Consider the following 18584-nt stretch of genomic DNA (forward strand, 5'->3'; position numbering starts at 1 on the left):
GGGCCAATAAATCATTCATGTGACGTCTCTTTTAGCCACATAATCATTTCTCTCTTTCCATAATTCGCCCAAGAAAATCTCTCCCCTGAAAAAAAAAGTAATAAATTGGAGCGAAATTAGAAAGATTAACCATAGGTAAGAAAAAACTCCAAAATTCCTGTATGCACCATCATTATTTTTATAAGGGGTTGGCTTGAAGAATGGCATTTATGGAAGGAATTGAAAAAACGAATAAAGGCACGGAGCTGATTATCGAAGGAAATAAATTCATGTCCGATGCAGTTATGAATAACTATCTCTTTACATGGCAGTGGTGGTTCGGGATTGTCTTATTTATCGTCCCATGGATTATCTGGCTTTTATTTAGAAAAAAAGACAGCACCGCCAGGTTACTTACCGGCGGGTTGATCACAATTATTTTATCTATCGTCATTGACCTTATAGCGGTTACATTAGGGTTATGGAGCTATCCAATGAAATTTTTACCCGTAGCACCGTTGCTACTGCTGCCTTATCATTTTTCGTTAGTCCCTGTGTCCATGATGTTTGTGCTTCAAATAAAGCCAAAAGTCAATTCACTTTTAAAAGGGGCTATATTCGCTTTACTTGCTGCCTTTGGGGCCATGAAATTTTTTGTCTTCATTCATTTTTACGACCCCAAAAATTGGTTATCCATTTATGACTTTTGTATTTATTTATTTTTATACTATGTCGCTCTTTGGTTCAGTAAGATTAATGGGCAAAAATCAATATCTGACAAATAATCACTTTGTATGTTAACAAAATTTTGTTGTCCTCATGAAAAGGATTCATAAGGACAACTTGGGTGCTACTTACAGTTTTGCAGTCCCCTTGGGGGGTTATGAGGGCAAATAGGGCGGGTCTTCCTCGTTTGCCTGTCCTCATGAAGGGTTAGTTGTCCCCAAAGCCCACCTCCGCAAACACCATTCGATCCTTACCGTTTATATCATTAACAATTTCTACCTTCACATTCGTAAAAGCCTTTTTAAAAAGCTCCGCTACCGCTTCACCCTGACCGGCCCCAATTTCAAACCCAACCAGAGCGCGCGATGCCAGTACCTGTGGGAGCTCGACCATAAAACGGCGGTAAAAATCCAAACCGTCCTCGCCCGCAAACAGAGCCCGGTGCGGCTCATGCCCCGTCACCACCTCAGACATCGTCGTGATATCAGCGAGAGGAATATAAGGCGGATTCGAAACAACCACATCCAGCCGCTCGCCGCTCTCAATAAACGGCCCCAGCAAATCCCCGTGAAGAAACTCAACATCCGCCCCAAGCCGCGCCGCATTCTCCATCGCAACCGCAAGCGAATCCGCCGAAATATCGGTGCCTGACACCATTAACAATGGCTTCACAGTAGTATTGGTGTCAGGCACCACAGAAAGACACTTATCCGTCCCAGGCGGACACCCGGTGCCTGACACCCAAAGCGTCGGCTCCTCCAGCTTCAGTGTTATCGCGATGGCGCCGCTGCCTGTGCCGATATCCGCCAGTTTAATTTCCAGCTGTCCCTCGAAAAGCCGCTTCATTCTCTCGAGTGTTCCGTAGACGAGTTCCTCTGTTTCCGGCCTCGGGATTAACACCGCTTCGTTGACAGCAAACGTGCGCCCGTAAAACTCCTCTGAACCGATGAGATACTGAACCGGCACACCCTCCGCATGCCGCAAGACCGCCTTTTCAAACGCCTCCCACACACCCAAAGCTAAATCCTCACGCAGATTCGCAAACAACTGCGCCCGTGACATCCCCGTGAAATGCCTAAGCAGGAGCTCCCCCGCATTCTCTTCCCGGCCAGCTCCAACTAAAAAAGAAGAAGCCCATTTCAGAGCTTCAAATACTTTTTTATTCATTAGATGCACTATCCAGTCTGCGTGCCTGATCATCCATAATCAGCGCATCAATGACATCATCAAGCTTACCTTCCAAAATTTGATCGAGCTTTTGAATGGTTAAGCCGATCCGGTGGTCAGTCACCCGGTTTTGCGGAAAATTATACGTGCGAATCCGCTCCGAACGGTCACCGGTACCAACAGCCGATTTACGGACAGAATCATATTCCGCCTGCGCCTCCTGCTGGAACTTATCATAGACACGCGCCCGCAATACCTTCATCGCCTTGTCTTTGTTCTTATGCTGCGACTTCTCATCCTGAATCGAAACCACAATCCCCGTCGGAATATGCGTCAACCGGACCGCTGACATCGTCGTGTTAACAGACTGCCCGCCGGCACCACTCGAAGCAAACGCATCAAAACGGATATCCTTATCGTGAATCTCCACCTCAAGTTCTTCCGCTTCCGGCAAACAAACAACCGTCGCCGTCGACGTATGAATCCTGCCGCCTGACTCTGTTTCCGGCACACGCTGAACACGATGAGCGCCGTTCTCAAACTTCAACTTCGAATAAGCCCCCGTCCCATTGATCATAAAGCTTATCTCTTTAAAGCCGCCCAGACCTGTCGGGTTTGCATCAATCAAATCCGTCTTCCAGCCCTGCGCCTCCGCATAACGGCTGTACATCCGGTACAAACTACCCGCAAACAGCGCCGCCTCATCTCCGCCGGCAGCCCCACGGATTTCAAAGATAACGTTTTTGTCATCATTCGGATCCTTCGGAATCAGCAAAACCTTCATCTTCGCTTCCAATTCCACAATTTGCGCATCCAGTTCACTAACTTCTTCCTTCACCATCTCACGCATATCCGCATCAAGCTTCTCATCAAGCATCGCCTTCGCTTCCGAAAGCGCCGCGCGGGCCTGTTTATACTCCCGATACGTTTGCACAGTCTCTTGTATATCAGATTGTTCCTTCGAAAACTCACGAAGTTTCTTTGAATCATTAATAATTTGCGGGTCGCTCAAAAGCTCATTCAACTTTTCATAGCGATCTTCCACCGATTGAAGACGATCAAACACAGATATTCACCTCAGTTTTTAGTCCATAACATTCTAATTATAGTATAGGCCGAAACCTCCGTCAAAACCAAATTGCACAAGAAAAATTTTTGTTGGGGAATGTAAGCGTAGAAAAATCCTTTTTTAAAAAGGAACGTAAAGGTCGGCACGAGAAAAAGCATGCCCTGTAACAGAGCATGCTATCTGCGATCTTCCTTCACACGTACTTCGATATTATAACGCGGAATCGCCTGAACTAACTTCCGATGGAGGCGTGCTTCGGCATCAATCTTTCCCTGGTTAGAAAATGTTCCCTTTTTATAAACAGACACCCACATCCGGTCACCATTGATCCAAACAGAATCCGTAACAAATTCATTTGTACCGTTAATAACTTGCTTAGCCTTGGCAATGTCATTGCCTTGATTACCCGCACCAGCTTCCCCGCCGCTTCCCGTTCCCTTCAGGTCAAGAAAGTTCGGATTTTGATTGGTAATATCATTCTCCACCACATGCTGCTGGTTCTTATCACGGTCGGACATATTATCTGGAGTAATTCCGTCATGATCACGGTTGGACATAAAATTCGGAGTCGAGCGGTCGTTCCGCAGATTATACGCTTGTTCATTCGCACCGCGATTGCTGCTTTGACAGCCGCTCACTACAAACAACATCATCAACGAAAGAGAAAGAAACATCCACTTTTTCATGTGACACCTCCATTACTATCATGTCCGTCTGAAGGAGAAATCGCTTAGTGAATTCTTTCCAACGCCCATAGTTATGGGGGATTCCATTCCGCCAACTTTTACAATATTCCCGCCAACTCAGCACATCATTCCGCTAAAATTCACGATATTTCCGCCAAACCAAAAAATCCATACAAAAAAACCGCCCAAGAATCAACTCTCAGACAGTTTAACGACAATTATCGACAAAATCCGGGTGGTGCCTGTCACCGATGTGATGTCACCGATGCGTTGTCACCGACGTGGCTGCTACGGCTGTTGGGACTTCGTGGTGGTGGCGGCAGCGGGGCTCGTAGGTTTCGGAGGCGCCGACTAGGATGACTGGGTCGTGAAAGGATGCAGGATGGCCATTAATCAAGCGCTGCGTCCGGCTTGATGGTGAGCCGCAGACCGTGCAGACAGCCTGAAGCTTCGTTACCGTTTCTGCAATCGCCATCAACGCCGGCATCTGCCCGAACGGCTCGCCCCGGAAATCCATGTCGAGGCCGGCACAAACGACACGGTGGCCGCTGTCTGCGAGCTGCTGGACAACCCGGACAATGCCTTCATCAAAAAACTGGACCTCATCAATCGCAATAATATCGATACTTGCTTCAACATGATGCAGAATCTCAATAGAATGGGAAATGGGCTTCGCATCAAAAGAAGAGCCATTATGGGATACGACCGATTGATCATGATAGCGATTATCAATTTTCGGCTTAAATACAGCGATTTTTTGCTTCGCAAATTGAGCTCGTCTGACGCGACGAATCAACTCCTCTGATTTTCCAGAAAACATACTGCCACAGATAACCTCAACCCATCCGCTTTGCTTCATTAAATACATAAAACGGTGTCTCCTTCCTCGCAAACCCTTAAAGATCTCTACTTTATTTTAAAATAAAAAACAGGCAAGTAAATTGCAGCTTGCCTGTACTTGTTACGATTATTGTTGTGGCTGTTCTGTCTTGATGCCGTATTTTTTGTTGAAACGGTCAACACGTCCGCCAGCTTCAGCAAATTTTTGACGGCCAGTATAGAACGGATGACATTCTGAACAAGTTTCAACGCGAATTTCATTTTTCACTGAACCAGTTTCAAATGTATTTCCGCATGCACAAGTCACCTTTACCATTTTATAATTTGGATGAATTCCTGCTTTCATTCTTTTCATCTCCTTCTGCCCTGAATCATTCGAAACAGAGTTATATTAAAGTGCTTGATTAACACACACTTATTTACTAAAAAGACACTGCACCCATTATAACAAGGTAGTGCCTCTTTTGCAAGCTGGGATTTGCTGGTTTCTTTAAAAAAAGGAACCCATTATTATAACTGAACAAGGGTTGTCCCTCATTTCAGTTTAGGAACGTCTTGACTTCAATTCCTCACCCAGCTGAGCAAAGAATTCTTCATTTGATTTAGTTTGTCTTAATTTTTTCATGAAGCGCTCGGTAAAGTCTGGCGAATCTGACATCGACTTACGAATCGCCCATAATTTATCCAAATGATCCTTCGGAATGAGCAATTCTTCCTTACGCGTTCCAGAACGGCGAATATCAAGCGCAGGGAAAATACGGCGTTCAGCAAGCTGACGGTCTAGGTGCAATTCCATGTTGCCTGTCCCTTTAAATTCCTCATAAATGACGTCATCCATCCGTGAGCCGGTATCAACCAATGCTGTTGCCAGAATCGTCAAGCTGCCGCCCTCTTCAATATTACGGGCCGCACCGAAGAAACGCTTCGGACGGTGGAAGGCTGCCGGGTCAATCCCTCCGGAAAGTGTCCGACCGCTTGGCGGAATCACAAGGTTATAGGCACGCGCCAAACGCGTAATACTATCCATAAGAATAACGACATCACGTTTGTGTTCAACAAGGCGCATCGCCCGGTCAAGCACAAGCTCGGCGACTTTAATATGATTTTCAGGTACTTCGTCAAAGGTTGAGCTGACAACATCGCCTTTAACCGAACGCTCGATGTCGGTCACTTCCTCCGGACGTTCATCAATCAACAGCATGATTAATTCGACATCGGGATGGTTTGTAGTAATGCTGTTGGCAATTTCTTTTAACAGCATCGTCTTCCCAGCTTTTGGCGGAGCGACGATTAATCCCCTTTGTCCAAAACCGACCGGTGCAACGACATCCATAATTCTTGTCGACATATTCTTTTGCGCTGTTTCCAGCTTCATTTGTCTGTTTGGATATAAAGCAGTTAAGGCCGGGAAGTAGACACGTTCTTTCGCTGATTCCGGATCTTCGCCATTGACCGCTTCGACGTGTAGAAGTCCGTAATAGCGTTCATTTTCCTTCGGCGGGCGGACCTTACCTGATACTTTATCACCGTTACGAAGGTCAAAACGTCGGATTTGCGAGGCTGAAATATAAATATCCTCGGAACTTGGTGAATAGTTAATCGGACGCAGAAAACCGAAGCCTTCCGATTGGATAATCTCGAGAACGCCTTCCATGAAAAAATAACCCTGCTGTTCAGCACGTGATTTCAGGATGGCAAAAATTAATTCTTTTTTCGTTAATTTGCTGTAATAAGTCACTTTATATTCGCGCGCAAGCTCATAAAGTTCCTTCAGCTTCATATTTTCTAATATTGAAATTGTTAAGTCCATGAGTACACCACACTTTAAAGTTTTTCCATCAAATCCGCTTATATTATGCTAGCGGGAGAATGTCAGTAAGATAATTATTAAGAGATTAGAGGAATTGATATTGAAGTAGAAAAAGATGAATAGAATTGCAGAAATTATCTATAATAAAAACAATTACTATTTTACCCTAGTCGCGAAAAATTAATCAACTAAATTTTTTATATTCCATGTTGGAAAATCTTCCAGCAAGGAGTATATTCAAAATTCCTCATGAAGTATTTGGAGATTTGCAAGAGTAGAGACTGAATTGTCATCCAGCCTCTAGTTGCAAGGATCCTCCGCGGTGCCTGACACCACGAAAGAGCATTCGACAAAATTCTTTCACTGTATCACCGTATCACCAAGTTCGGTTTCATCTTCAAGCTGTGTCGTCCTTCGATGAAGCGGACGGTGCCTGATTTTGCCCGCATAACGACGGAGTGGGTGGAGCCGTAGGCGCCTTTGAATTGAACGCCGCGTAATAATTCCCCGTCGGTGACACCTGTAGCTGCAAAAATGGCGTCGTCGCCTTTGACGAGGTCTTCCATGCGCAAGACCCGATTGACATCCAAGCCCATTTTAATACAGCGCTCAAGCTCCGCATCACTTTGCGGTAATAACTTGCCGATGATTTCGCCGCCGAGACATTTCAGGGCAACCGCTGAAAGCACACCCTCCGGCGCACCGCCTGAGCCAAACAGTATGTCCACACCGGTATTATCAAAAGCCGTATTAATGGCACCGGCAACGTCGCCATCGTTAATCAGCTTAATCCGTGCACCGGCTTCGCGTAGCTGAGCAATAATATGTTCATGGCGTTCACGGTTTAAGACGGTTGCAACAACATCCTCAATATCCTTATTTTTTGCCTTAGCTACCGCTTTCAGGTTATCTAAAACGGACGCATTAATATCGATATGGCCGACTGCTTCCGGGCCAACTGCGATTTTCTCCATATACATATCCGGGGCATGCAACAAGTTGCCATGATCGGCTACAGCCAGAACAGCTAAGGCATTCCAGCCGCCAGAGGCTAAAATATTGGTACCTTCCAGCGGGTCAACAGCGACATCGACACGCGGACCATAGCCTGTCCCAAGCTTTTCGCCAATATAAAGCATTGGTGCCTCATCCATTTCCCCTTCACCAATCACAACGGTGCCCTTCATTGGAACCGTGTCAAACACATCACGCATTGCCGAAGTGGCTGCACCGTCGGCTTCATCCTTTTTCCCGCGGCCCATCCAGCGGGCACAAGCAAGTGCCGCTCCTTCTGTGACGCGGACAAGCTCCATTGATAAACTTCTCTCCATCGGTCTCCAACTCCCCATTTTTTCTATTATACCATTACGGATTCCTAAATAGTATAACAGATTATGTGGATTAGTATAGCCTATTATGTGTTCTTCAGCTGTTCTACTTCATCTTTTGTTAATGCCTCTCGCCAAATCGTTGCGCCAAGGCCATTTAGTTTTTCAACAAGATTGCTATAGCCGCGGTCAATATGCTCAAGCCCGGTTACTTCGGTAATTCCTTCTGCAATCAAACCGGCAATAACAAGAGACGCTCCGGCCCTGAGGTCGCTCGCCTTCACTTTAGCCCCTTGAAGCTGAACCGGGCCATTAATGATGGCGGAGCGCCCTTCAACCTTAATATTGGCGTTCATTCGTCGCAGTTCATCAATATGTTTAAAACGGGCACCATAAATTGTGTCCGTGACCACGCTAGAGCCGGCCGCTTTTGTCAAGAGAGTCGTAAATGGCTGCTGCAGGTCGGTGGGGAAGCCGGGATAAACGAGCGTTTTGATGTCGACGGATTTCAGCTTCGTTGAACCATCAACAAACACTTGATCATTACCGGATTCGACATGGACACCCATTTCGCGCAGCTTGGCGATTAACGATTCTAAATGCTGCGGGATGACATTGTCGATTAAGACGCCTTCGCCAACAGCGGCGCCAATAATCATATATGTGCCTGCTTCAATTCGGTCAGGAATAATCGTGTGGCGGCAGCCATGAAGCGTTTCGACGCCATCAATGCGGATTACATCGGTACCGGCCCCTTTAATTTTCGCACCCATACTTGTCAGCAGGGTAGCCACATCAATGATTTCCGGCTCCTTCGCCGCATTTTCAATGACGGTCCGGCCCTTTGCCCGAACCGCTGCAAGCATGATATTAATCGTCGCCCCAACGCTGACGACATCCAGATAAATGCGCGCCCCGCGGAGCTCGTCGGCCCGCAAATAAATCGCGCCCTGCTCATTGGTAATTTGCGCCCCGAGTGCTTCAAAGCCTTTAATATGCTGATCAATCGGTCTAGGACCAAGATGACAGCCGCCCGGCAGGCCAATAACCGCCTTTTTAAAGCGGCCGAGCATCGCCCCCATTAAATAGTATGAGGCACGGAGCATTTTTACCTTGCCGTTTGGCAGAGGCATCGAAATCATCTTCGATGGGTCGACTGTCATTTCTTCATCAGAAAACTGGACGCTGCCGCCGATTTCTTCAAGCAATCCCTTGAGAATTTCAACGTCTGATATGTCAGGTAATCCCTCAATCGTCACTGGGGATTCCGCTAAAATTGTTGCCGGAATTAAGGCGACCGCACTATTCTTTGCACCACTGATTCGAACCGTTCCCTTTAACGGATATCCGCCCGCAATTTTAAGTTTTTCCATTTTCGACTCCCTTCTAAGCCAGACTCCATTGACCAAGCTTACGCTATGTTTAAATGGACCGCTTGTCCCAAAGACGGCTTTAGGTATATTTTTCCAACACTAAAAGTCAAATTCCGACAGTTTGTCTATCCTTAGTTTACACGAAAATTTGAATTTCATGTATCGATATTAAAAAAATTTACGAAAAAATGGAAAAGCCTTAAAAAGGCTTAAGCGTTTGTATGATTATTCCAGTCTTTTAAGAAACCTTCCATCCCTTTGTCTGTCAATGGATGCTTGGTTAGCTGTTCAATGACTTTGTAAGGAATTGTGGCAATGTGTGCACCTGCCATCGCGACACGGGTTACATGGTCTGGATGGCGGACAGATGCAGCAATGATCTGAGCATCTAAGTTATGAATACGGATTAATTCCGCAATTTTAGCTACTAATAGGACACCATCTTCAGAAATATCATCTAGACGGCCTAAGAATGGGGAAACATAGGCGGCACCTGCTCGAGCCGCTAATAGCGCTTGGTTCACGGTGAAGATCAGTGTCACATTGACTTTAACGCCCTTTTTGGCAAGATAGCGGGTCGTCTCAAGGCCAGCTACGGTCATCGGTACTTTGATGGTAACTTTTTCATCGCCGCCATTAATTTTGATTAGCTCTTCCGCTTCTGCGATCATTTGTTCCGCTGTTTCAGCATATGGTGAAACTTCTGCAGATACAGATTCCACTTCAGGTACTGCTTGAAGAATTTCCTCGATGCGGTCTTCGAATTTCACACCTTCTTTTGCAACTAACGAAGGATTTGTTGTTACACCAGATAATACCCCCATTTTATATGCCTTTTTAATATCATCTAAGTTTGCCGTATCAATAAAAAATTTCATCCTATTACCCTCCAAATTTCGACTAAATTTTCAGTTTTTCATTTACAGACGGAAACCGCCCTTTTCGCAAGGGCGGTTAACTTTTTAAAAAATGCCAAAGCATGATTGATTATGCTCTGTTTGATGAACCGAATTCACGCATTTTGCCGATAACCGTTGCTTTGATGGCATCGCGCGCTGGTCCTAAGTATTTACGTGGATCGTATTCGTTTGGTTTAGCCGCTAGCACTTCACGGACTGCCTTGGCAGATTCGATTTGGTTTTCTGTGTTCACATTAATTTTCGCTGTTCCAAGTGAAACAGATTTTTGGATATCCTTAGTAGGGATCCCTGTTCCACCGTGAAGAACCAATGGAAGGCCAGTGATATTGCCAATTTCCTCCATCTCCTTGAATCCAAGGTTTGGTTCGCCTTTGTAAGGGCCGTGAACAGAACCTAATGCAGGTGCAAGGCAGTCGATTCCCGTACGTTTCACAAGGTCTTCACATTCTTTTGGATCTGCATAAATAACGCCAGCTGCAACAACATCGTCTTCCTGTCCGCCAACTGTGCCTAATTCTGCTTCAACAGAAACGCCTTTTGAATGAGCATAATCAACTACCTTAGAGGTAATAGCGATATTTTCTTCATATGGGTGGTGGGAAGCATCGATCATAACAGATGTGAAACCAGCATCGATGGCTTCTTTACATTTATCAAAACTTGAACCATGGTCAAGGTGAATGGCCACTGGAACAGTTACTTTATAATCTTCCATTAAGCCTTCGACCATTTTAACAACGGTTTTGAAACCGGCCATATAACGTGCGGCACCTTCAGAAACACCAAGAATTACCGGTGAATTCTCTTCTTGGGCAGCTTGTAGAATCGCCTGCGTAAATTCTAAATTATTTAAGTTAAATTGCCCAACAGCATAGCCTTCTGCTTTCGCTTTGATCAGCATTTCTTTCATTGAAACTAAAGGCATTTCGTTTCCTCCTCAAATTAGGCTGCTACCATCATCAAAATAGGTCCATCCATATAAAGGTTTTCCCTCTATTTTGCCAATTATGTATGACTTGGAAAATGATAGCTGTCCGTCAAAGTTCATATGTATCATATCAAAACGAAGGAAGAAATGCCATTAATCAGACGCAGTTTTTGAAACTGTCACATTGAAAGCGCCCCCATAAAGATACTGCTTTTTTTTTGAAAAAAAGGCGGCAGAAAGCAAGGCCGGGCGGTTATTTTGTTTTCTGCGGAATATGCTTTTTAACGGCGGCACGAATATCGTCAATGTCAAAAGGCTTGGCAAAATGAGTGATTGCCCCAAGATCCTTCGCTTCTTGAATCATATCTAATTCGCCATAAGCGGTCATAATGATGACACGAATGTCCGGGTCAATCACTTTCATTCTTTTTAAAATTTCAATACCATCCATTCCCGGTATTTTCATATCCAGTAGCACTAGGTCTGGGTCATGCTTTTTTACAATTTCAAGGGCCTGAACCCCATTGGCAGCCTGAAAGGTCTGATACCCCTCTTTTTGAAATACCTCATTTAATAAAATTCGAATCCCAAATTGATCGTCAACAATTAAAATCTTCTCTTTCATAACTCCACCTCTTCCTAGTTTAATCGTACTGTAAATACACCCGTATATATCACCTGTATAATTCTACATACGGTCCTGACATTCCTGCAAATTTTTCGGGGTAATAGTGTTATTTTGTGGAAATTTGTATTTATTTTTGCATTATCGCAAAAAGGCATATAATAAGAATCGTGAGAAGGAGGTTTATTATGTTAAAAATGTTTACAACTCAATTAACGGGCCTGTTTAAACGTGTTGCGGAAAAGGAGGAATTTTCCTTCGAAGACGGCGCCCGTTTACTTGCTCAGGCCCCGGTTGGAGCTGGATCAATTTATATTGTAGGCACCAGGGAAATGAAAGCCATTGAGAGTGAGGCATTAGATGGTGCGGAGCCGTTTCAGGGAGCAAAGCTGTTACGAGCCGAGGGTATCGATGAGCTCCTTGATGCTGACCGCGTGCTTTTGTTTTCACGTTTTTCCAATGATGAAGAGGCCCAAGGGCTAGCAGTGCAACTCCGCGATAAAGGGGTTCCGTTTGTGGCCGTTTCGACTGTGAGTGATTCCGGTTCTACTACAGATGGTGGCGATGTGGCGGAATTAGCGGATGTACATATCGATTTGCGTCTGACAAAAGGTCTGCTCCCCGATGATTTTGGGAATCGCTACGGCTATCCGTCTTCGATGTTGGCATTATTTGTTTATTATGGCCTGAAATTTACGATTGATGAGATATTAGCGGAATACTAGTTGTCAAAATGGCCTTGTTTGGGGCCATTTTTTATTTGTCTTTGGGTTTTGTCTATTTTTATTGGTGTTTTGTCTCGTTTTACTAGGGTTTTGTCTATTTATTAAGCACTTTTGTCTAATTAGACATTTATTGTCATTTCCACACAAGAAAAAGGCCAGTCTGGAAAACTGGCCCAACTAAAAAGTCTTACTTCTGGATCGTTGCTTTAATAAAATCACGGAACAGCGGCTGCGGGCGCGTTGGCCGTGAGACAAACTCTGGATGGAACTGGGAAGCCACGAACCACGGGTGATCGGCAAGCTCAATAATTTCAATCAAGCGGCCGTCCGGGCTTGTCCCGGAGAAAATAAACCCGGCAGCTTCCATCTCTTGACGGTAATGGTTGTTAAATTCATAGCGGTGACGATGGCGCTCATAGACCACTTCATCCTCATAGGCTTCAAAAGCCTTCGTCCCCTCAAGGAGACGGCACGGATAAAGGCCCAAACGTAATGTCCCGCCCAAGTCCTCGACATCTTTTTGTTCTGGTAATAAATCAATAATTGGGTGTGTCGTGCTCGGCACAAATTCGGCAGAATGGGCATCCTCATACTTGAGAACATTGCGGGCAAATTCAATCGTTGCCAGCTGCATCCCTAAACAAATACCGAGGAAAGGTTTCTTTTGCTCACGGGCGTAGCGGGTTGCTTCGATTTTCCCTTCAATGCCGCGGTCACCAAAGCCGCCTGGTACAAGCACACCATCGACATCATTCAATAACTCAGCCACATTCTCACGCGTAACTTCCTCCGAGTTGATCCATTTGATTTCGACGTCGGCATCAAAGGCATAGCCCGCATGCTTCAGAGCCTCGACAACAGAAATATAAGCATCCTGGAGCTCGACATATTTGCCGACAAGACCAATCCGTGTTTTCCCTGAAAGGTTTTGGACCCGGTCGACAAGTGCCTTCCATTCCGTCATATTGGCTTCCGGGAAATTTAATTTCAAATGATCACAGACAATTTGATCCATATTTTGCTCTTGCAGGGCAAGCGGGATGGAATAAAGGGTATCTGCGTCCATGCATTCAATGACCGCTTTGGCATCGATATCACAGAATAAAGCTATTTTATCCTTCATGTCCTGCGAAACAGGCAATTCCGTCCGGACCACTATGATATTCGGTTGAATGCCTAGACTGCGCAGCTCTTTCACGCTGTGCTGGGTCGGCTTCGTTTTCATTTCACCGGCCGCTTTAATATAAGGAATCAGCGTACAGTGAATGTACATCACATTTTCAGAGCCGATATCACTTTTAATTTGACGGATCGCCTCAAGGAATGGGAGCGATTCAATGTCCCCGACAGTTCCGCCAATTTCGGTAATCACGACATCCGCATTGGTTTCTTGGCCGGCACGGAAGCAGCGCTCCTTGATTTCATTGGTGATATGTGGAATAACCTGGACCGTTGCGCCTAAATAATCGCCGCGGCGCTCTTTTCGCAACACGGTTGAATAGATTTTTCCCGTTGTTACGTTGCTGTACTTGTTTAAATTAATGTCGATAAAACGCTCATAATGACCTAAGTCTAAGTCTGTTTCCGCGCCGTCACCGGTAACGTACACTTCCCCGTGCTGGTAGGGGCTCATCGTTCCTGGATCGACGTTAATATAGGGGTCGAATTTTTGAATCGTCACGTTCAGTCCGCGATTTTTCAATAAACGCCCTAAAGATGCTGCGGTAATTCCTTTTCCGAGTGATGAAACAACCCCGCCTGTTACAAAAATATATTTTGTCATAAATATTCCCCCTCTAGTACAGTTTGTACATTATTCAGATTGTTAAAGATTTTTTGGAAAAAATATTTTTCCCTTCTGCCTTAAAAAGTAAAAAAACTCAGCACGACGTGAGTTTTCTTATAAAAAATAAAAAGCGCTCAGCCTACTGGTGGTAGGGAGCGCATGTGAGTAAATAATTATCGTCCTTTTTTAAGGAGCCCAAAAAAGATTCTACAAGGGGCAGAGTCAAAAGTCAAGCGCCTTAGTCTTCCTCTTCCTCTTCCTCGAACACTTCTTCTTCTTCCTCTAGATCATCATCTAAATCTTCGTCTTCATCCAGCTCGAATTCTTCTTCGTCCTCAATGACATCGTCATCATCTTCATCGAATTCGTCCACTTCGTCAAGATCTAGATCCTCTTCGTCGTCGAGAAGATCATCTTCATCGGCAAAATCATCATCATACTCTTCTTCAGCGACTTCATCGATATCATCGAAGTCCTCTTCTTCGACAACCTTCTTCGCCTTTTTCTTCTTCGGTTTAACCACGGTAACTACTTCCTCTTCTGCTGTATCAACAGGATACCAAACACGAAGACCCCAGCGGTTGTCACCTAAAGCAAGGAAACGGCCATCTACATTCATGTCCGTATAAAATTGCGCGAGTCTTGATTGAATTTCTTGTTCAGAAATACCTGCGGCCTTTTTGATTTCTTTAAGGAGATCCTTAAAGGCAATCGGCTGCTTGCTATTTTTCATGTATTCAAAAGCCATTTCCATGAGGGATAACTCTTGTAATTCCTCTTTTGAGTATTGTTTTAAACTCAAGATTGGCACTTCCTTTCACTATTTAACACTCATTAAGAGTGAATAACGGGCATTTCTCCCAATTTGCATATTCTTCATTATAAACAAATTCTTTACGTTTATGCTAGTGCTAGTCTTTGTTTCACTTGATTTTTTGCGGACGGGATTGATCGCTGTCATTTTCCTTCGGTTCACGTGCCTTTTTCATCTCCTTAATCGAGACAACTAGGAAAAAGATTGCTAGCAATAGGAAGGAAATCGCACCTAATTGACGTTGATAGAGATAATATAATGGCCAGGCAAACACAATTAAGACCACAATCATATGACTTATCTTCATCTGCCCCACCTGCCTCAATCTCCTGAAGTTTATACGCTATGTAAATTATATAAGATAAGACGCCATTTTAATATCTCATTGAAAATTTTTTTTTGCAAATGGGGGCTTGATATTTTCCGAAAAAGACAATGGCTCAGGGCAGCTGCCCCCTGAGCCATAAAATGATTGGTGTCAGGCACCCTACATATTCCGGCGATATTGCCCGCCGACTTCGTAAAGCGCTCTGGTAATTTGACCGAGGCTGGCTGTTTTGACGGTTTCCATTAATTCGCCAAAAATATTGCCGCCGCTGACGGCTGCTTCTTTAAGACACTGTAAGCTTTTCGCCGCCTTGTCTTTGTTACTTGCCTGGAAGGACCGCAAATTATCAATCTGCAATTCCTTTTCCGCGGTCGTTGCCCGGGCCAGTTCCATATTATTCACGTCCTCCGCTGACGGTGGATTCGGATTTAAATACGTATTGACGCCGATAATCGGCAATTCACCGGTATGTTTTTTCATTTCATAATACATCGATTCATCCTGGATCTTGCCGCGCTGGTACTGCGTTTCCATCGAACCTAGGACACCGCCGCGGTCATTCAGGCGTTCAAACTCCTGTAAAACTGCTTCCTCGACAAGCTCGGTCAGCTCTTCCACAATAAACGAACCCTGCAACGGATTTTCGTTTTTCGCTAAACCGTGCTCCTTGGTAATAATCATCTGAATCGCCATCGCCCGGCGCACCGATTCCTCGGTTGGTGTCGTAATCGCCTCATCATAGGCATTCGTATGAAGCGAATTACAGTTGTCCTGCAAGGCCATTAACGCCTGCAACGTCGTGCGGATATCATTGAAGTCAATTTCCTGGGCATGCAGGGAACGGCCCGAGGTCTGGACATGATACTTCAGCTTTTGACTGCGTTCGTTCGCGCCATACTTATCGCGCATGACTGTGGCCCAAATCCGCCTTGCCACCCGGCCAATCACCGTATATTCCGGATCCAAGCCATTCGAGAAAAAGAACGACAGATTCGCAGCAAAATCATCAATCTTCATGCCGCGGCTTAAATAATACTCGACATAGGTGAAGCCATTCGAAAGCGTAAATGCCAGCTGCGAAATCGGATTCGCGCCGGCTTCGGCAATATGATATCCGGAAATCGACACCGAATAATAGTTGCGCACTTGATGGTCAATGAAATATTGCTGGATATCACCCATCATCCGTAAGGCAAATTCCGTTGAAAAGATGCACGTATTCTGACCTTGGTCTTCTTTTAAAATATCGGCCTGCACCGTACCGCGCACTGTCCGCAGTGTATACGCCCTAACCGCAGCGAATTCTTCCACCGTTAATACCCGCCCTAGCTCTGCTTCTTTCTTCGTCACCTGCTGGTCAATCGCGGTATTCATAAACATCGCTAAAATAATCGGCGCCGGGCCATTGATCGTCATCGATACCGATGTCGATGGATCGCATAAATCAAAGCCGTCATAAAGTTTTTTCATATCATCTAACGTACAAATGCTGACGCCGCTTTCGCCAACCTTGCCATAAATATCAGGGCGGTAATCTGGGTCTTCGCCGTACAATGTCACCGAATCAAACGCCGTACTTAAGCGCTTCGCTGGATCATCCTTTGATAAATAATGGAAACGGCGATTCGTCCGCTCCGGTGTCCCTTCGCCGGCAAATTGCCGCCTTGGATCCTCCCCTTCACGCTTAAACGGAAATACCCCGGCCGTATACGGAAACGATCCCGGAACATTCTCCTGATAGACCCAGCGGAGGATTTCACCGTAATCCTTATATTTTGGCAGGGCCACTTTTGGAATGGAGAGGCCCGATAAACTTTTTGTTTTTAACACCGTGATAATCTCTTTATCCCGAATTCTCGTGACAAATTGGTCTCCAGAATAAGCGGCCCTTGTCTCCGCCCACGTATCAAGAATTTTCTTTGATTCCGGTGTCAGCTTGGCTTCGGTTTCCAGTTGGATTACCTCTAGTGCCGCATGAACCTCGCCGCTTGTATCACGCTCAAGCACAGCCGCCATCGCCCCTTCGAGCTGGAATAATTTCCGGGCAATATTGGCCTGCTCCTCGGCCTTTCTGTGATAGCCGCGGACTGTTTCTGAAATTTCCCGTAAATAATAGCGGCGATCGGTCGGAATAATCACGTTTTGCTTCTCAACCACCGCATTTTTTCCAAAAGAAGTCGCCCAATCGGTTGACATTTTTTCATTAATTTTTTCAACTAACGCCGCAAACAAAGCGTTCGTGCCCGGGTCATTGAACTGGCTCGCAATCGTCCCGTACACCGGCATGTCCGCGATATCTTTTTCAAACAGCATATGGCTGCGCTGGTACTGCTTCTGCACCTGGCGCTTCGCATCCTCCGAGCCTTTGCGCTCGAATTTATTGATGACAATTAAGTCAGCAAAATCAATCATATCAATTTTCTCAAGCTGCGATGGCGCCCCGAATTCACTCGTCATCACGTATAAGGAAACATCACAGATTTCCGTAATCTCCGCGTCTCCTTGGCCAATCCCGCTTGTTTCAACAATCACAAAGTCAAAGCCAGCCGCTTTCGTGACGGCGACCGCATCTTTAATCGCCAGCGACAGCTCGCTTTTTGAATGCCTTGTCGCCAGCGAGCGCATATACACATTCGGCGAGAAAATCGCATTCATGCGAATCCGGTCACCAAGCAATGCCCCGCCTGTCTTTTGTTTGGTCGGATCAACCGATAGAATCGCTACCTTTTTATCCGGCAGTTCATTAATAAAGCGGCGGATTAATTCGTCCGTGAGCGAACTTTTTCCGGCCCCGCCGGTTCCCGTGATTCCGACAACCGGAACCGCCTTCTCGAGCGCTTTCACCTGCTCCAGGACTTGCTCAGCCGTTGCCGCAGCCTCGTTCCTTTTATCCACATGAAGCTCTGCCAAGGTAATCAACTTCGCAACGCTATTAACGTCACCTGTTGGCAGTTTTTCAATCTGCTCGGCAGGATCGTGCGGTACCGTCGCAAAATCGCATTCCTCGATCATCCGGTCAATCATCCCCTGGAGCCCCATCGTCCGGCCATCCTCCGGCGAGAAAATCCAGGCAATTCCGTAGTCATGCAGCTCATTGATTTCCCTCGGAATGATGACACCACCGCCGCCGCCGTAAATGCGGATGTTTGGTGCACCCTTTTCCTTTAACAGGTCATACATGTATTTAAAGTATTCAACGTGCCCACCTTGATAAGAGGAAATAGCAATCCCCTGGACATCCTCCTGAATCGCGGCGTTGACAACCTCCTCAACCGAGCGATTATGACCAAGGTGGATAACCTCGGCCCCGCTCGCCTGAAGAATCCTTCTCATAATATTAATCGACGCATCGTGGCCATCAAACAAACTCGATGCCGTCACAAAGCGAATATGATGCTTTGGCTGATAATTTTTCAATCCTTTTTCCCCCTTAAAAGAAAAGCGCAAGCGCATTGGTCAGCGGCGTATGGCCTGGAGCAC

At 45.7% G+C, this 18584-nt stretch carries 17 protein-coding genes; 2 read left to right on the forward strand and 15 right to left on the reverse strand.

All coding sequences use genetic code 11. The features are described from left to right. Positions 1-200: 200 nt before the first annotated feature. Positions 201-764: a CBO0543 family protein gene (locus BSO02S_RS22560; RefSeq protein WP_066072991.1), complete on the forward strand. Its 564-nt coding sequence runs from the start codon at positions 201-203 to the stop codon at positions 762-764. 148 nt (positions 765-912) lie between these two features. Here BSO02S_RS22560 and prmC read toward each other — a convergent pair whose 3' ends face one another. The 11 genes from prmC to BSO02S_RS22615 all read right to left on the reverse strand — a co-directional run bounded on the left by prmC (position 913) and on the right by BSO02S_RS22615 (position 11451). Then, on the reverse strand, positions 913-1872 hold the full coding sequence (gene prmC, locus BSO02S_RS22565) for a peptide chain release factor N(5)-glutamine methyltransferase (RefSeq protein ID WP_066072994.1): 960 nt from the start codon (positions 1870-1872) through the stop codon (positions 913-915). Further along, positions 1865-2938, reverse strand: a complete 1074-nt coding sequence (prfA, locus tag BSO02S_RS22570) for a peptide chain release factor 1 (protein ID WP_066072996.1) — start codon at positions 2936-2938, stop codon at positions 1865-1867. The genes prmC and prfA overlap by 8 nt, the downstream gene beginning before the upstream one ends. Before the next feature lie 179 nt (positions 2939-3117). After that, positions 3118-3627 carry a hypothetical protein gene (locus BSO02S_RS22575; RefSeq protein WP_066072998.1) on the reverse strand — a complete coding sequence of 170 codons (510 nt, stop codon included), beginning with the start codon at positions 3625-3627 and terminating at the stop codon, positions 3118-3120. Positions 3628-3886: 259 nt separating this feature from the next. Continuing rightward, positions 3887-4495 (reverse strand): thymidine kinase, encoded by a 609-nt coding sequence (locus tag BSO02S_RS22580; RefSeq protein WP_066073000.1) that lies wholly within the window; start codon positions 4493-4495, stop codon positions 3887-3889. 99 nt (positions 4496-4594) lie between these two features. Continuing rightward, positions 4595-4813, reverse strand: coding sequence for a 50S ribosomal protein L31 (rpmE, locus tag BSO02S_RS22585; RefSeq protein WP_066073002.1), 219 nt, complete (start codon positions 4811-4813; stop codon positions 4595-4597). 198 nt (positions 4814-5011) lie between these two features. Next, positions 5012-6277, reverse strand: coding sequence for a transcription termination factor Rho (gene rho / locus BSO02S_RS22590; protein WP_066073004.1), 1266 nt, complete (start codon positions 6275-6277; stop codon positions 5012-5014). Between the two features lie 368 nt (positions 6278-6645). Further along, on the reverse strand, positions 6646-7608 hold the full coding sequence (gene glpX / locus BSO02S_RS22595; protein WP_066073005.1) for a class II fructose-bisphosphatase: 963 nt from the start codon (positions 7606-7608) through the stop codon (positions 6646-6648). Positions 7609-7691: 83 nt separating this feature from the next. Beyond that, a complete protein-coding gene (gene murA, locus BSO02S_RS22600) occupies positions 7692-8978 on the reverse strand; it encodes a UDP-N-acetylglucosamine 1-carboxyvinyltransferase (protein ID WP_066073007.1) in 1287 nt (428 codons plus the stop codon). A 209-nt stretch (positions 8979-9187) separates the two neighbouring features. Then, the gene (gene fsa / locus BSO02S_RS22605) at positions 9188-9856 is read right to left on the reverse strand and encodes a fructose-6-phosphate aldolase (protein WP_066073009.1); all 669 of its coding nucleotides are present in this window, start codon (positions 9854-9856) and stop codon (positions 9188-9190) included. Between the two features lie 109 nt (positions 9857-9965). Beyond that, a complete protein-coding gene (locus BSO02S_RS22610) occupies positions 9966-10823 on the reverse strand; it encodes a class II fructose-bisphosphate aldolase (protein WP_066073012.1) in 858 nt (285 codons plus the stop codon). Between the two features lie 256 nt (positions 10824-11079). After that, a complete protein-coding gene (locus BSO02S_RS22615) occupies positions 11080-11451 on the reverse strand; it encodes a response regulator (protein WP_066073014.1) in 372 nt (123 codons plus the stop codon). 188 nt (positions 11452-11639) lie between these two features. Between BSO02S_RS22615 and BSO02S_RS22620 the strand changes: the two genes are divergently transcribed. Next, a complete protein-coding gene (locus BSO02S_RS22620) occupies positions 11640-12176 on the forward strand; it encodes a DUF2529 domain-containing protein (RefSeq protein ID WP_066073016.1) in 537 nt (178 codons plus the stop codon). A gap of 187 nt (positions 12177-12363) precedes the next feature. On the opposite strand, the gene pyrG is transcribed toward BSO02S_RS22620, so the two are convergent. The 4 genes from pyrG to icmF all read right to left on the reverse strand — a co-directional run bounded on the left by pyrG (position 12364) and on the right by icmF (position 18521). Further along, entirely contained in the window at positions 12364-13959 is a 1596-nt protein-coding gene (gene pyrG / locus BSO02S_RS22625; RefSeq protein WP_066073018.1) for a CTP synthase, read from the reverse strand. A gap of 241 nt (positions 13960-14200) precedes the next feature. Then, on the reverse strand, positions 14201-14773 hold the full coding sequence (gene rpoE / locus BSO02S_RS22630) for a DNA-directed RNA polymerase subunit delta (RefSeq protein ID WP_342351973.1): 573 nt from the start codon (positions 14771-14773) through the stop codon (positions 14201-14203). Between the two features lie 112 nt (positions 14774-14885). Then, a complete protein-coding gene (locus tag BSO02S_RS22635) occupies positions 14886-15083 on the reverse strand; it encodes a hypothetical protein (RefSeq protein WP_066073021.1) in 198 nt (65 codons plus the stop codon). Positions 15084-15263: 180 nt separating this feature from the next. Next, positions 15264-18521 (reverse strand): fused isobutyryl-CoA mutase/GTPase IcmF, encoded by a 3258-nt coding sequence (icmF, locus tag BSO02S_RS22640; RefSeq protein ID WP_235846984.1) that lies wholly within the window; start codon positions 18519-18521, stop codon positions 15264-15266. Positions 18522-18584 lie beyond the last annotated feature (63 nt).

The organism is Neobacillus soli NBRC 102451 (assembly GCF_001591665.1).
GTDB lineage: Bacteria > Bacillota > Bacilli > Bacillales > Cytobacillaceae > Neobacillus > Neobacillus soli.

Coding starts and splice junctions, on each gene's coding strand:
- rpmE (WP_066073002.1), bottom strand. CDS start 4,813: ATGAAAGCAGGAATTCATCCAAATTATAAAATGGTAAAGGTGACTTGT.
- BSO02S_RS22635 (WP_066073021.1), bottom strand. CDS start 15,083: ATGAAGATAAGTCATATGATTGTGGTCTTAATTGTGTTTGCCTGGCCA.
- murA (WP_066073007.1), bottom strand. CDS start 8,978: ATGGAAAAACTTAAAATTGCGGGCGGATATCCGTTAAAGGGAACGGTT.
- BSO02S_RS22615 (WP_066073014.1), bottom strand. CDS start 11,451: ATGAAAGAGAAGATTTTAATTGTTGACGATCAATTTGGGATTCGAATT.
- BSO02S_RS22620 (WP_066073016.1), top strand. CDS start 11,640: ATGTTAAAAATGTTTACAACTCAATTAACGGGCCTGTTTAAACGTGTT.
- BSO02S_RS22560 (WP_066072991.1), top strand. CDS start 201: ATGGCATTTATGGAAGGAATTGAAAAAACGAATAAAGGCACGGAGCTG.
- glpX (WP_066073005.1), bottom strand. CDS start 7,608: ATGGAGAGAAGTTTATCAATGGAGCTTGTCCGCGTCACAGAAGGAGCG.
- rho (WP_066073004.1), bottom strand. CDS start 6,277: ATGGACTTAACAATTTCAATATTAGAAAATATGAAGCTGAAGGAACTT.
- pyrG (WP_066073018.1), bottom strand. CDS start 13,959: ATGACAAAATATATTTTTGTAACAGGCGGGGTTGTTTCATCACTCGGA.
- prmC (WP_066072994.1), bottom strand. CDS start 1,872: ATGAATAAAAAAGTATTTGAAGCTCTGAAATGGGCTTCTTCTTTTTTA.
- fsa (WP_066073009.1), bottom strand. CDS start 9,856: ATGAAATTTTTTATTGATACGGCAAACTTAGATGATATTAAAAAGGCA.
- BSO02S_RS22610 (WP_066073012.1), bottom strand. CDS start 10,823: ATGCCTTTAGTTTCAATGAAAGAAATGCTGATCAAAGCGAAAGCAGAA.
- BSO02S_RS22575 (WP_066072998.1), bottom strand. CDS start 3,627: ATGAAAAAGTGGATGTTTCTTTCTCTTTCGTTGATGATGTTGTTTGTA.
- BSO02S_RS22580 (WP_066073000.1), bottom strand. CDS start 4,495: ATGTATTTAATGAAGCAAAGCGGATGGGTTGAGGTTATCTGTGGCAGT.